Genomic DNA, 11,987 nt, shown 5'->3' with positions numbered 1-11,987 from the left:
CTGGTTACCCGGGTTCTGTCGAGGGGTTGGGCACGTATTCACAGGAGTCCCTGGCGGCACACGGACGGAGGGATGCTCCGCGGCCCGCGTCGGTTCGCATGACGGACGCGCTTACGAGCCGACCCGGCTGGATGCGGACAGCACACCCCGTAGATCCCGTACGTCCGATGCATTCCGCACCGGATGGTGCTCTGCGGGCGGCGTCGCGGGACAGGACTACGGGGGAGGCGAGGCGGGGGGAGAGGTGTGGTGTGTCAGCCGGGCGCAGGCTATGTACGTCCGGTGCGGTCCCGGCGGGTGAGAGCGCGCTGGGCGCGAGCGAGGCCGGCGAGCGGGTGCCGGCGCAGGGCCGCGTGGGCGGCGTTGGCGCCCGGGGCTCCGTGGACCCCGCCGCCCGGGTGGGCCGAGGCAGACGCGAGATACAGCCCTCGAACGGGCGTCTCAGGGCGGCCGGTGCCGGGCACGGGGCGGAAGACGAGCTGCTGGTGCAGGGCCGAGGTGCCGCCGTTGATGGCACCCCCGTGCAGATTGCTGTCGAGCGACTGGAGCGTGGGCGGGGCCAGGATGCGGCGGGCGCGGACGAGGGAGCGGAAACCGGGCGCGAACCGTTCGACCTGGCATTCGATCCGGTCGGCCATGATCTCCTGCTCCTTCGTGCTCCACGCGCCCGTCAGGCCGTCGCCGCCCGCGTCGGACCGGATGACATGGGGCACGTGGGTGTACGCCCAGGCAGCCTCGGTGCCCTGGGGCGAGCGCGACGGGTCCGCCGTGGTCATCTGACCGAACAGGGCGAAGGGACGGTCGGGCACCTGGTCCATGGCGATCTGGGCCGCGAAGCGGGTGAGTTCGTCCATACCGTCGGCCAGGTGGACGGTTCCGGCCCGTTTCGCCGCTTCCGCCTGCCAGGGCACGGGCCCGTCGCATGCCCAGTCGACCTTGAACGTGGCGTAGTCCCACTGAAAGTGCTTCAGGTCGGCCAGCAGCTGGGTCGGAAGGTGCACTGCTTCGACGAGTTCCCCGTACAGGGCCGACGCGGAGACGTCCGCCAGAACGGCGCGACGGGCAGTCACCATTACGCCGTCGGAGGTGAGGACACCAGCGGCGCGCCCGTCACGCACGATGACGTTGCGGACACTCTGTCCGCAGCGGACTGTGCCGCCCCGTGTCCGCAGCCGTCGCACGAGGGACTCCGTCAGGGCGCCCGCGCCGCCGACCGGCACGGGGAAGCCGTAGGTCTGCCCGAGCATGGACATCAGCCAGCCGAAACCTCCGCTGCCCGCGGCATCCGGCGCGAGGTCGGCGTGCAGCGCGTTACCGGCCAGCAGCAGTCTGCCGCCCTCGCCCCGGAATTCTTCCTCCCCCATGCGGCGCACCGGCAGAATCAGGGTGCGGGCCATCCGCAGGCCGCCGGCCGCCTTCAGTTTCGCGGCGAGACGGGCCGTGGCGCGCAGCGGGGGAAAAGGGGTGAACAGAGCGTCCAGGATCTCTGGACCGAGACGCTCCCAGATCTCGTGCAGGCGTCGCCAGGCATCGCCGTCACCCGGGTGGAAGCCGTCGAGACAGTCGGCGGTGTCGTCGACCCGGCGGGCCAGTACCGCGCACCGGCCGTCGCTGAGCGGGTGGGCCAGCACCTGCGGCGCATGGCTCCAGCGCAGGCCGTGGTCCTCGAGACCGAGACGCGCCAGCACCGGTGACGCTGCCGCGAGAGGGTAGAACGAGCTGAAGAGGTCACTGACGAAATCGGGATCGACCTCTTTGTCGTGCCGCACCGCGCCCCCGGGCCAGGGCTGCTCTTCGAGTACCTCCACACTCCATCCCTCGTCGGCCAGGAGATTGGCCGCCACCAGCCCGTTGGGGCCGGCTCCGATCACCACCGCGTCAGGCATGACCGCCGACGGCGCCATGGGCTGCCGCCCTGCGCCGTGCCTGGAGGCTCTCCGGCTGTCGGTCCCGTTCCTGTGCCTCGCAGACCCGGGCCAGCCGGGCCAGCATCGCACGGTGCCGCAGTTGGATCAGTGCGTCCACCCCGACGTTGTGGAGCAGCCCGCCCGCGCCCTGGAGAGGGTGCTCGTCCGCGATGACCAGGCAGTGCTCTCCCCAGGGGCGCAGCTCGATGGCGATCCGTGCCGTGCCCAGGATGCCCGCTCGCGCCTCCAGCCCCAGCTCGGAGCCCTCCACGCAATGCCGGACCACTGTCTCGTTGGTGAGCCGCATGGGGCCCACGCGGACCTCGTATCCGATCGTCGAGCCCACCTGCGGCCACTGCCCCCGCACCGGCTCGGAGTCCGACGTTCCCACCACCCACTCCGCATACCGGGAGCCGTCCGCGAGGACGGACCACACGGTCTGCGGACTCACCTTGATCAAACGATGCCGTACCGCCACGCCACACACCTCCGGGAGTCCTGCCTCGGTTCACAGCCAAGTGCCCATTCAGGCGCAGGCGAACCCGGGGCAAAACGAACTCCTCGGTACGAGGGCACGCGCCACCGGTGGTCGAGACCACCCGGGGCGGGGGCAGGAAAGGGGAAGGGAAGGGGAAGGGGCGGGTAGGCCTGGTTCGTGCCGTGTCGGCGGTAGGGCGGCCCGAGTGCTGTGGCGTTCCGTGACTCCGCTCCGTGCCGCTGGACGATCGCCCCCGGGGGGAGCGTTGCCGAGGGGGAGCGGCGGCTGCGGCTCCAGCTGTGTGGCTGGGCGGCAGGAGACCGGTTCGGCCCTGCCGTCCACGAGGCGCAACCCGACGCGTTGCACGGCCGGTTGGAGGGCGACGCGGTGCTGAAGGGGTACGCGTGCGGCAAGCCCTCTGCCGAAGTGGGGTATCGGACAGCGGCGCATCGGCGCACGCGTTCACGGCCTGCCAGCGGTCCTGAGCAGGCACGATGCGCTTGAACCACGCGGGGAGCGTGCCTGCGAGGGGTGCGACGGCAAGTCGCTCACCACCTCGTCGCCTAATCTCGTGCAGGAAAGCGGCGGATGCCGTGCGTCCACATTGAGGAGACGATGATGCTCGGAAGGGGCGCGCGGTTGCTCACGGGCGTACTGATCGTGGGCTGCGTGGTGCTCGTCGGCTCCAGAGCACCGGGCGACGGCAGCCCCGGAAAGTCACTGCCCGTCAAAGCCGTCAAGGACGTAGTGCCGAACCGGGTCATGACGTGGAACATCTGCAACCCCTGCAAGGAGAGCAACGTCGACCGGGCAGCGGAGATCGCCAGATACGCGCCCCAGGTCATCGGTCTGCAGGAGGCGTGCGTGCGTGACGTCGAGGGGATCCGGGAGTATCTGGAGAATCTGCACGGGCTCGTCTACCACGTCGAGTACGGGTCGGTTCTCAAGAGTTGGGGCCGCTGCCGGGGAGTGCCGTGGAACCCGGGAGGCTTCGGTCAGGCGATCCTCTCGGCGGCACCGATGACCGACCGCGTCAAAGTGGAATATCCCGACGGAGGATCCGAGGACCGCGGCTACCTGGCGGTCACCACCATGGTGGGCGGTCAGCGCGTCCGGGTCTTCAACACCCACCTCGCGCAACGACGCCAGGAAGCGGTCCGAGAGAGCCAGACCCGGGTACTTGCCGCAGCGGTTGCCCGGCACAAGCGTGCGATCGTCATCGGCGACTTCAACGCGGTGGCTGACGCTCCCGAACTCACCCGGATGTGGGCGCTGGCCGAGGACGCGGACCCCAAGTGTCACCCTTCGCCCGCGGCCACCTGCGAACCGACCACCGACTGGAACAGCAAGTTCGACTACATCTTCCTGCGAGACATCGCTCCGCTCAGGCAGCGAGTGCAACCCACCGCGTACTCGGACCACGATCTGGTGTACAGCGACCTGGACCTGAAATGAACCGCAGCGAGGCCTCCGGGCGGAGGCAGCGCGTCGGCAGGCGTGTCGGCGTTCGCCCGTACAACGCGCTCGCGCGCGGTCGAGCAGCGGAATATCACGTGCGCTGCCGTCGGTGGAGATAGCAGACTCCCCGGCATGGTCGACATGGGTGTGTTCCGGGACGAGGTCGCAGGGTGGGCGCGGGGCGGCTCCGGCGGTCCGGCGAAAGAACTGGCCGAGCGGCTCGGGGTGCGTACGGTGGTGCTGCTGGAGGGGCTGAGCGACCTCGCGGCTGTCGAGGCGCTGGCCACGGGACGGAACCGGGCCCTGGCGGCCGAGGGGGTGTGCGCGATGTCGATGGGCGGGGCGATGAGCGTCGGCCGCTACGCGGCGCTCCTCGGTCCGGCCGGGCTGGGCCTGCGCCTTGTCGGTCTGTGCGACGAGCGGGAGAAGCCCTTCTTCGACCGAGGGATCGATTCCGCGTCGGCCCCGCACCCGAGCGTCTTCGTCTGCGCGGCGGACCTGGAGGACGAACTCATCCGTGCGCTGGGTGCGGCGCGGGTGGAGGAAATCGTCCGGGCCGAGGACGAACTGCGCCCGTGGCAGACCTTCTTGCAGCAGCCCGCCCAACAAGGCCGGCCCCGGCACCAGCAACTTCGGCGCTTCATCGGTACGAAGAAGGGCCGCAAGATCCGCTACGGCCGCCTCCTGGTCGAAGCCCTCGCCCCCGACCAGGTGCCCGCCCCGCTGGACGACCTCTTCGCCGCCCTCTGAACCGGGCAGGCTCGTCCGTCCCGCCGGTTCAGCGGACTCGGTCGTAGACGAGGGCCGATGTGCCGTGCTCGCCCGCGGTCTGGCTGACGAGGGTCCACCGGTTCGCGGGCAGGCCGTCGTCGAAGAGGCGCGGCCCGCCGCCGAGAAAGACCGGAAAGACGGTGAGTGCCAGCCGGTCGACCTTGTCGGCCGCCAGCAGCGCCTTGATGACGCTCGCGCTGGAGAGGACGAGGATGTCGCCGCCCTCGGTGGCCTTGAGGTCCGTGACCACCTCGGCGGCCGGTTTGCTGACGATCGCTGTCCGCTCCCACGGCGCCTCGTCGAGGGTGGAGGAGAGGACCACCTTGTCGGTGTCGACAAGCCATTTCGCGAAGCCTTTGTCGCGGGGGTCAGCACCCTCCATGCCGATGACGGTGGGCCAGAAACCCAGGAACCCCTCGGCGTTGACCCGCCCGAGCAGGGCCGTCGTCGCCGGCTCCCAGAGGCTGGTCAGGTGGTCGCGGGCGACGTCGGTCACGGCGTACGGCATCACCCAGCCCATGTCCAGCGGGTTGTCCGGAGCGGCATAGCGGCCGTCGAGGGAGAGTGCGATGTTGGTGACGACCCGGCGTCCGGTGCTGTGCTGTGTCATTTCGTGCTCCCTGTGTCGGTGGTGCTGGTGCTGGTGTTGTCACTGGTGCTGCTGTCGTGTGCGTACGTGTCCAGGGTTGCCGCGAGCTGGTCGAGGCTCTGCCCGAAGCCGATCTCGACGCCCGCCACGAAGTCCGCGGACTCGACAGTGCTGTCGGTGATCCGCCATTGGACGTCAAGGTCCGTACCCGTGTCGGTGGGGCTGAGGCCCATGGAGACATGGGCGGTGAAGGCGGGGCGGCCGTCGGGCAGCAGCGGGGAGAGCCGGTAGGCGATGTGCTCACCAATCCGTACGTCGTCGACGACTCCCTCCGCGCGACCGGCGACCGGTTCGGTGCCGTCGACGTCTTCGGCGTCGCGGTACTCCTGGACGATCCGCCCGCCGGGACGCGCCTCGAAGACGAGCTCGGAGGCCCGGAGATCCTGGGGGGTCCACCAGGACGAGAGCAGCGCGGCCTCGGTGAGGTGGCGCCAGACCAGCTTGGCGGGACCTGCCAGCGACCGGTGGAAGCCGAACGCGCGGCCGTCGGCCCATCCCGGCTCGTGGGCGGCGAGCCGCTCCGCCCGGACACCGAGTCCGTAGTGGTCATGGGTCGCATGCGGGCCTTCGGCCTGGTCCCTGGCGTCGGCGAGGCGGCCGAGCGCAGCCGCCAGTTCGCGCAGCGGAGCGGAGCGCAGTGTGTAGATACGGCGCTGACCGGTGCGTAGCGACGTCACGATGCCGGCGCGCTCAAGGGTCTGCAGATGCTTGGTCGTCTGCGGCTGGCGCGCGTCGGTGAGCTGAGCCAGAACGCCGACCGAGCGGGGCTGCTCGGCCAGCAGGCTCACGAGACGCCAACGGGCCGGATCGGCCAGTGCGGCGAGGAGTGCGTCCATGACGAGAAGTATTCTCCATTGAGAATATTCGTGTCAAGGAATAATTGATGTGGGACTCCTGTTCGGTGAGCAGGCTCTCCTCCTCAGCTCCCGCCGAGTAGGCCACTGCCTCGTGTGAGGATGCGGCCATGGTGTGGTCGAGGAAACGCGGCAGGCGGACGGTCGGGCTCGTGGCGAGTGCGGTGTTGGCGCTGACAGCCTGTGGGCAGGGTGGCTCCGGCGCTGCAAAGCCCGAGGACCGGGAGACGAAGTACAAGCGCGTCATCGAAGATCCTCACCCACGCCCCGCCGACGTCATCGAGATGGCCGGCGCCCCCCTCGGCGTGAGCCGCGCGGACGACGGATCGCTGCTTCTGGCGTACGAGGCCGGCAACGTCGAGGACGACGAGGGACCGGCGGCCACCGCCTGGCGCATCGTCGGCCCCGACGGCCGCACGGTCGCCGAACAAGCTGAGCACGGAGACGCGGAGGCGGTGGCGCCCGCGTTCAAGGGAGCGCCCGGAGGCTTCGTGCGGGTGCCGCAGGCGGACGGGGCGGAGGGAGCGTGGAGCCTCGACGTACGCGGCAAGCGGCACAAGGCAGTCGTCGCCGGGACCCCCTTGCGCGCCCGCCCCGGCGACGTCCTGCTCGCCGAACCGGAGCCGACGCTCATCTACCGCCCCGCCACGCGCACCGTGGCGCCCCCGGCGGGTGTACCCGACGGCGCCGTCCGCCTCGCCGTCGACGAGCGGGGCACGGTCTGGAGCCTGGACCAGCCGCTGACCGACGACCCGAACCGCGTCGTATGGCAGCGTGACGGTCGCACCGTCGGCTCCACGGCCGTCCCCAAGCCGTACCTGGGAGGTGTCCTCGCCGCGCGGGACGGCATCGCGGCGCTGTCCCTCATTCAGGGTGAGAGTGTGCGGGGCCTGTTGCTGACGACGGACAGCGGCAGGCACTGGCGGAAGGTCCTCGCCGACGGAATCGACTGGAGGGACCTCGGGCGTGGCCCGGATGCGCTGGTCCTGGAACTGCTCGCGGACGGTCGGCTGCTCGTCGGCGAGGAAGGCGGCCGCTACTGGCTCGCCGCCGACCGCACCAACAACGCCTTCCGCGAACTGAGGACGCCCGTGAGCTTCACGTCGTTCACCGTCGGTGGCACCACCCTCTACGGCATCGCCGACGCGACGACGTCGACGTACGACCTGGTGAAGGGCGAAGGGCTGTGGATCTCTCGCGACAGCGGACGGGATTGGCGGCGCTACGAGCAGCGCGGGTAGGTGGGTAGTGGAGGGGGACGGAGTCGACCGGGCCCTCTCCGTGTGACGGGGATCACGTCGGAAGGAAAACCTGGCGCCCGGCTCGGGCGTCTAGCGGGCGTGAGATCAATGAGGGCAGCGCCGCACGAGTTGGACGAGGAGCGTCTCGTCCGGCTGGTGGCAAAGGGCGACCGTGCCGCGTTCGAGGAGCTGTACCGGCGTACGTCGCCGTGGATGGCGGTGCGATTGCGCCGCCGGTGCGGGGACGAGCAGATCGTCGCGGAAGTCATGCAGGAGACGTATCTGGCGGTGTGGCGCGCGGCGGGTGCGTTCGCCGGAGCCGCTGTCGGAGGGTCGGCCACCGGTTGGCTGTGGACGATCGCGGCGCGCCGTCTGGTCGACGCGTTCCGGCGACGGGCCCACCACGCGGAGCCACCGCGGGCCGCCGCCGTTCCCGACGCGGCGCCCGCCGCCGAGGAGGAGGCGCTCGCGGGGACCGTCGGCGGTGATGTCGGGGACGCGCTGCGGTGCCTGGCGCCGGAGTTGAGACAGATATTGCAGGCCCTGGTCCTCGACGGGTTGTCCGTCCGCGAGACCGCGGTCCTGCTCGGGCTGCCCGAGGGCACGGTCAAGACCCGTGCGCGCCGGGCCCGTATCGCGATGCGGAGGGCACTGGCATGAGTGGGGAACATGCCTCGATGCGGATCATCGAGGGTTACGCACGCGGCGGCACGGACCTCGCCGCCGACGAGGTGTGGGCCGTGGAGGCCCATCTGGAGATGTGCCGGGTGTGCCGTGACCGGCTGGCGGCGGTCGTCGATGCCGAGGTGCCCGTGGTGGCGTCGCTGGTCGACACCGTGTGGGCCGGCCTGGAGGACCGGTTGGCGGTCACTCCCACGATGCCGCGCAGCCGGCGCCGGTCGGCACGCCTGGCGAGGTGGATGACGCCCACCATGGTGCCGTGGCTGGCCATGGTCGTGGGCGTGACACTGCTGGCCCTGCTGCTCGACACGGTCGGCAGCGGCACCGGGGAGGTGTCGCTGGTGCTGCTGTTCGCGCCGGTGCTGCCCGTGCTCGGCGTCGCGGCGTCCTGGTCGCGCGGTCTGGACCCGGCGTACGAACTGACGGCCTCGGTACCCAGGGCCGGGCTCTACCTGGTGCTGCGGCGCACCGCCTCCGTGCTCGGTGTCGTCGTCCCCGCTCTGCTGTTGGGCGGATGGATGACGGGGGTGATGGTGGCTCAGTGGCTGCTGCCCTGTCTTGCCTTCACCGCGGCGACACTGGCGCTCGGCGGCGTCGTCGGGGTGACCCGCGCCGCCGTTGTTCTGGGCGGGGTGTGGGGCGCCGTGGTCGTGGCGCCGACCCTCGCCACCAGCCGTACGACCTTCGCCCTGCAGACCGACGGTCTGCCCGCGTGGGCGCTGATTCTCGTTCTCGGCAGCGGTGTCGTGATCGCCCGCAGAGGCGCCTACTCCGTGCTGGGAACCCATCGATGACGTACCGAAAGGAACACGACATGACGTCCGCGGTGAGCGCCGCCGACCTCGCGCCGACGGCCTACGCCTGGGAGATCCAGGCCACCGGGCTGAAGGTAAGGGTCGGCGGGAAACGGATGGCCGTCGACGGCCTCGACCTGTCGCTGGGTGCCGGCGTACACGGTCTCCTCGGCCCCAACGGAGCGGGCAAGACAACCCTCATCCGTACTCTGGCCACCGTGCTGCGCCCCACCGAGGGCACTCTGGAGATGCTCGGCCAGTCCGTGGGCGGCAGGGGTGAACACCGTGCCCTGCGGCGCCGGATCGGATACCTGCCGCAGGAGTTCGGCTACTACAAGCGGTTCACGGTCCGCGAGTTCGTCGAGTACATGGCATGGCTGAAGGAGGTGCCGAAGGCGGATGTCCCGGCGGCGGTGCAGCGTGCCGTCGAGCGGGTGGGTCTGGCGGACCGAGCCGACGCGAAGATGAAGGCCCTTTCGGGTGGCATGGTGCGGAGGGTCGGGATCGCCCAGGCCATCGTCAACGACCCGACGGTCCTGCTGCTGGACGAGCCGACGGCCGGCCTGGACCCGGCGCAGCGGCTGAGGTTCCGCAAGCTGCTGCAGGAGCTGGGCACGGACACCTGTGTGCTCGTCTCGACGCATCTGGTCGAGGATGTCGCCGCCGCCTGCACCGACGTGGTCCTCTTCGCCGAGGGACGTCTGGTCTTCCAGGGCTCTCCGGACGAGCTGGCGGCGGCGGGCGGCCCGAAGGACGTGGGGGACAGCCCGATGGAGCGCGGCTACTCGGCGCTGCTGCAGAGCCCCGGCCGCACGGGGGGTACCTGGTGAGCACCGGTGTCCTGCGCATCGAGCTGAAACGCTCCGTCGCCCCGTGGGCGGGCGCCCTCGTGCTGACGACGGCGCTGGCGTTCCTGTACCTGCTGTTCGGCTCGTGGTGGCAGGGCACCAGGGCGTGGACGGCTCAGTGGACGTCCATGGCTCTGGTGACCCGCGGCCTGCTCTTCTACCTGTGGCCGCTCGTCGTGGGGCTCGGAGCGTTGCAGGGCCTGCGCGACCACCGCTCGAAGATGTCCGAGCTGCTGACAAGCACGCCGCGGCCCCCCTGGCACCGTGCGGCCACCTCGGCGGGCACGACGGCGGTCACGGTGGCCTCGGCCTTCGCGCTTCTCGTCCTTGTCGGAGCGGTCCAGGTCATCCCCAGCACCGACTACACGCACCTCGGGTGGTTGCCGATCTCGATCCTGGGGGCGCTCTTCCTCGTGGCGGGAGCCGTGCTGGGCATGGGGGCAGGGCGTGCTGTGCCCTCGGTGCTGACTCCGCCCGCGCTGGCCATGACCGCCTTCGTGTTCACGGTCCTCATGCAAATGTCGTTGGGCCGGACACAGACGAGCGCGACACTGGGCATCCCCACCACGGAACCGAACCGGGTCTCGCTGCTGTCACCGGCGGTGGAGGAGGTGCGCAATGTGTTCGTCACGCTCTCCACGTCGGTGCACGTCGGACAGACGATCTGGGTGCTCGGCATGGCCGGGACGGGCTTCGCGCTGCTCGTCGCCGCGACCTGGCGCGCCCGGCTGACCGCCCTGGTCCCCGTACTGGCGGGCGCGGTGATCGCGCTGCTCGTCCTCCCCTCCGACCCGCACCGGATCTACATCGTCGACAAGACCGCCATGAGGTTGGTGTGCGACGGGCCGGTGTGCGTGACGAAGGCGCACCAGGACCGGCTCGCCGACCTCGCGGGCCCCGGTAAGGAGGCACTGCGTCTGCTGCACCGTGCCCTGGGCGGCCGGGCGCCGGTGGCGATCCGTGAGAACACCTCTCTGCTGCCGACCGGCTCCACACCGCGGTGGTCCCGTGAGACGTTGCTTCTCGACTTCGACGACAGCATCGTCTCCGCAGCGAAGGGTGACGACCTGGCCCGGGCCCTGATCGCCAAGGGCATGGTGCCTGGGTGCACCCCTGTCGGCTTTGACGGCTTCGGGGGAGACGACTACGCGCAGGCCGTCGCGGCGGGCTGGGTCCTCGGCGACTTCGAACCGTTTACCGGCACACCGGCAAAGCTGCGTGGTGAGCTGGACACCGAAGCCCGCCCGGTGTGGCAGAAGCTCATGTCGCTTCCGCGCGCGGAGCAGCTCTCGCGGATCAACGCGATGCGCGCCGCCGCACTCTCCTGCGAGGGTGACCCCTTCGAGGTGCTGTCCGGCGGTGCGTCCCGGTGAGATGGCTGACGCTGTACGTACGCTCGCGGCAGATGCCCGCCTCGCTCGCCGTGATGCTGATCAGCGCGGTGGCGGTGTGGGCACTTGCCCGGGACGGTGGTGAGGGGCAGGTCGATCCGCGAGTTCCGGTCCTCGTCCTCGCTACGGGGGTGATGGCGGCCTCGGTCGGACTCAGCGGCCAGGACCTCGCGCTGGACCGGACGGCCTCGATCCGCTGGGTGCCGCGCAGAGCGGCACACGTGCTGCTCGCCGGCGCGGTCGTCGCGGCGGTGCTGCTGCTGACAGCGGCGGCAGCCGGCCGGCCCATGGCCACCACCGCGTTCGTCGTCCGCGACAGCGTGGGCCTGATGGGACTCGCTGCTCTGGGCGCGACACTCTCGGGGGGCCAGTACGCATGGACCCTGCCCTTCGCCTGGCTCTCCTTCGCGTTCTTCGCCCCGCCCCCGACGAACGCGGCCATGCGGGTGGCGACCTGGATGATGCTGCCAACAGGCTCGGCAACGGGCACCGGTACGGCCCTCGTCCTCGCGATCACCGGCACCGTTTCCTACGCCGTGGCGGGACCGAACGCTTCAGTGCGCTTCCTTCAGCGCACTTCCTTCAGACGCCCGACAGGTGAGTAATTTCCCTTTTGGGAAGATAATCCGCTTGAGTGGCTCAACCGTGGGTACGGGGCAGAGAAGCTCAGTGGTGTGGGAGGTGAAAGTGATGGCTGCAGGCAAGAAGGTCAAGAACGTGGCCAAGAAGACCAAGGGCAGGATGAAGGAAGCCACCGGTGAGGCTGTCGGCAACGAAAGCCTGGCGGCGAAGGGCGCCCGCGAGCAGATGGCGAGCGACGCGAAACAGACCGCTCAGAAGGCCAAGGACACACTGAAGCACTGATTCCGGGCCGCGGAGATCTTCAGAGTCGCTGGGGCCAGTGCTGTGGAGAGG

13 protein-coding genes are annotated in these 11,987 nt (G+C 70.3%); 9 read left to right on the top strand and 4 right to left on the bottom strand.

Annotated features, from left to right (window positions below; genetic code table 11):
- Nucleotides 1-269: 269 nt before the first annotated feature.
- Both STRTUCAR8_RS30475 and STRTUCAR8_RS30470 read right to left on the bottom strand, forming a co-directional pair.
- Complete coding sequence (locus tag STRTUCAR8_RS30475; RefSeq protein WP_044473178.1) at nt 270-1,886, bottom strand: phytoene desaturase family protein; 1,617 nt, start codon at nt 1,884-1,886, stop codon at nt 270-272.
- On the bottom strand, nt 1,879-2,385 hold the full coding sequence (locus STRTUCAR8_RS30470; protein ID WP_006379982.1) for an SRPBCC family protein: 507 nt from the start codon (nt 2,383-2,385) through the stop codon (nt 1,879-1,881). The genes STRTUCAR8_RS30475 and STRTUCAR8_RS30470 overlap by 8 nt, the downstream gene beginning before the upstream one ends.
- Nucleotides 2,386-3,000: 615 nt before the next feature.
- On the opposite strand from STRTUCAR8_RS30470, the gene STRTUCAR8_RS30465 reads away from it, so the two are divergent.
- Nucleotides 3,001-3,840, top strand: coding sequence for an endonuclease/exonuclease/phosphatase family protein (locus STRTUCAR8_RS30465; protein ID WP_100247708.1), 840 nt, complete (start codon nt 3,001-3,003; stop codon nt 3,838-3,840).
- A gap of 135 nt (nt 3,841-3,975) precedes the next feature.
- The gene (locus STRTUCAR8_RS30460) at nt 3,976-4,593 is read left to right on the top strand and encodes a TOPRIM nucleotidyl transferase/hydrolase domain-containing protein (protein WP_006379988.1); all 618 of its coding nucleotides are present in this window, start codon (nt 3,976-3,978) and stop codon (nt 4,591-4,593) included.
- A gap of 28 nt (nt 4,594-4,621) precedes the next feature.
- Here STRTUCAR8_RS30460 and STRTUCAR8_RS30455 read toward each other — a convergent pair whose 3' ends face one another.
- Complete coding sequence (locus STRTUCAR8_RS30455) at nt 4,622-5,224, bottom strand: dihydrofolate reductase family protein (RefSeq protein WP_006379977.1); 603 nt, start codon at nt 5,222-5,224, stop codon at nt 4,622-4,624.
- Nucleotides 5,221-6,099 carry a metalloregulator ArsR/SmtB family transcription factor gene (locus STRTUCAR8_RS30450; RefSeq protein WP_006379999.1) on the bottom strand — a complete coding sequence of 293 codons (879 nt, stop codon included), beginning with the start codon at nt 6,097-6,099 and terminating at the stop codon, nt 5,221-5,223. The genes STRTUCAR8_RS30455 and STRTUCAR8_RS30450 overlap by 4 nt, the downstream gene beginning before the upstream one ends.
- Before the next feature lie 170 nt (nt 6,100-6,269).
- Here STRTUCAR8_RS30450 and STRTUCAR8_RS30445 point away from each other — a divergent pair, with 170 nt between their 5' ends.
- The 7 genes from STRTUCAR8_RS30445 to STRTUCAR8_RS30415 all read left to right on the top strand — a co-directional run bounded on the left by STRTUCAR8_RS30445 (nt 6,270) and on the right by STRTUCAR8_RS30415 (nt 11,936).
- On the top strand, nt 6,270-7,358 hold the full coding sequence (locus tag STRTUCAR8_RS30445) for a hypothetical protein (protein ID WP_241784712.1): 1,089 nt from the start codon (nt 6,270-6,272) through the stop codon (nt 7,356-7,358).
- 108 nt (nt 7,359-7,466) lie between these two features.
- Nucleotides 7,467-8,018 carry an RNA polymerase sigma factor gene (locus tag STRTUCAR8_RS30440; protein WP_006379995.1) on the top strand — a complete coding sequence of 184 codons (552 nt, stop codon included), beginning with the start codon at nt 7,467-7,469 and terminating at the stop codon, nt 8,016-8,018.
- Nucleotides 8,015-8,833, top strand: a complete 819-nt coding sequence (locus tag STRTUCAR8_RS30435) for a zf-HC2 domain-containing protein (RefSeq protein WP_044473173.1) — start codon at nt 8,015-8,017, stop codon at nt 8,831-8,833. The genes STRTUCAR8_RS30440 and STRTUCAR8_RS30435 overlap by 4 nt, the downstream gene beginning before the upstream one ends.
- The gene (locus tag STRTUCAR8_RS30430) at nt 8,830-9,663 is read left to right on the top strand and encodes an ABC transporter ATP-binding protein (protein WP_044473172.1); all 834 of its coding nucleotides are present in this window, start codon (nt 8,830-8,832) and stop codon (nt 9,661-9,663) included. Before STRTUCAR8_RS30435 ends, STRTUCAR8_RS30430 begins: the two co-directional genes overlap by 4 nt.
- A complete protein-coding gene (locus tag STRTUCAR8_RS30425; protein ID WP_006379992.1) occupies nt 9,660-11,054 on the top strand; it encodes an ABC transporter permease in 1,395 nt (464 codons plus the stop codon). The genes STRTUCAR8_RS30430 and STRTUCAR8_RS30425 overlap by 4 nt, the downstream gene beginning before the upstream one ends.
- Nucleotides 11,051-11,677 (top strand): hypothetical protein, encoded by a 627-nt coding sequence (locus STRTUCAR8_RS30420; protein ID WP_006379973.1) that lies wholly within the window; start codon nt 11,051-11,053, stop codon nt 11,675-11,677. Before STRTUCAR8_RS30425 ends, STRTUCAR8_RS30420 begins: the two co-directional genes overlap by 4 nt.
- An 85-nt stretch (nt 11,678-11,762) precedes the next feature.
- The gene (locus tag STRTUCAR8_RS30415) at nt 11,763-11,936 is read left to right on the top strand and encodes a CsbD family protein (RefSeq protein WP_006379991.1); all 174 of its coding nucleotides are present in this window, start codon (nt 11,763-11,765) and stop codon (nt 11,934-11,936) included.
- Nucleotides 11,937-11,987 lie beyond the last annotated feature (51 nt).

The organism is Streptomyces turgidiscabies Car8, assembly GCF_000331005.1.
Classification (GTDB): domain Bacteria; phylum Actinomycetota; class Actinomycetes; order Streptomycetales; family Streptomycetaceae; genus Streptomyces; species Streptomyces turgidiscabies.
The sequence above is the reverse complement of the archived record's forward strand: the minus strand, read 5'-3'. Positions and strand labels throughout refer to the sequence as shown.

Coding starts and splice junctions, on each gene's coding strand:
- STRTUCAR8_RS30450 (WP_006379999.1), bottom strand. CDS start 6,099: ATGGACGCACTCCTCGCCGCACTGGCCGATCCGGCCCGTTGGCGTCTC.
- STRTUCAR8_RS30460 (WP_006379988.1), top strand. CDS start 3,976: ATGGTCGACATGGGTGTGTTCCGGGACGAGGTCGCAGGGTGGGCGCGG.
- STRTUCAR8_RS30430 (WP_044473172.1), top strand. CDS start 8,830: ATGACGTACCGAAAGGAACACGACATGACGTCCGCGGTGAGCGCCGCC.
- STRTUCAR8_RS30415 (WP_006379991.1), top strand. CDS start 11,763: ATGGCTGCAGGCAAGAAGGTCAAGAACGTGGCCAAGAAGACCAAGGGC.
- STRTUCAR8_RS30475 (WP_044473178.1), bottom strand. CDS start 1,886: ATGCCTGACGCGGTGGTGATCGGAGCCGGCCCCAACGGGCTGGTGGCG.
- STRTUCAR8_RS30455 (WP_006379977.1), bottom strand. CDS start 5,224: ATGACACAGCACAGCACCGGACGCCGGGTCGTCACCAACATCGCACTC.
- STRTUCAR8_RS30440 (WP_006379995.1), top strand. CDS start 7,467: ATGAGGGCAGCGCCGCACGAGTTGGACGAGGAGCGTCTCGTCCGGCTG.
- STRTUCAR8_RS30465 (WP_100247708.1), top strand. CDS start 3,001: ATGATGCTCGGAAGGGGCGCGCGGTTGCTCACGGGCGTACTGATCGTG.
- STRTUCAR8_RS30435 (WP_044473173.1), top strand. CDS start 8,015: ATGAGTGGGGAACATGCCTCGATGCGGATCATCGAGGGTTACGCACGC.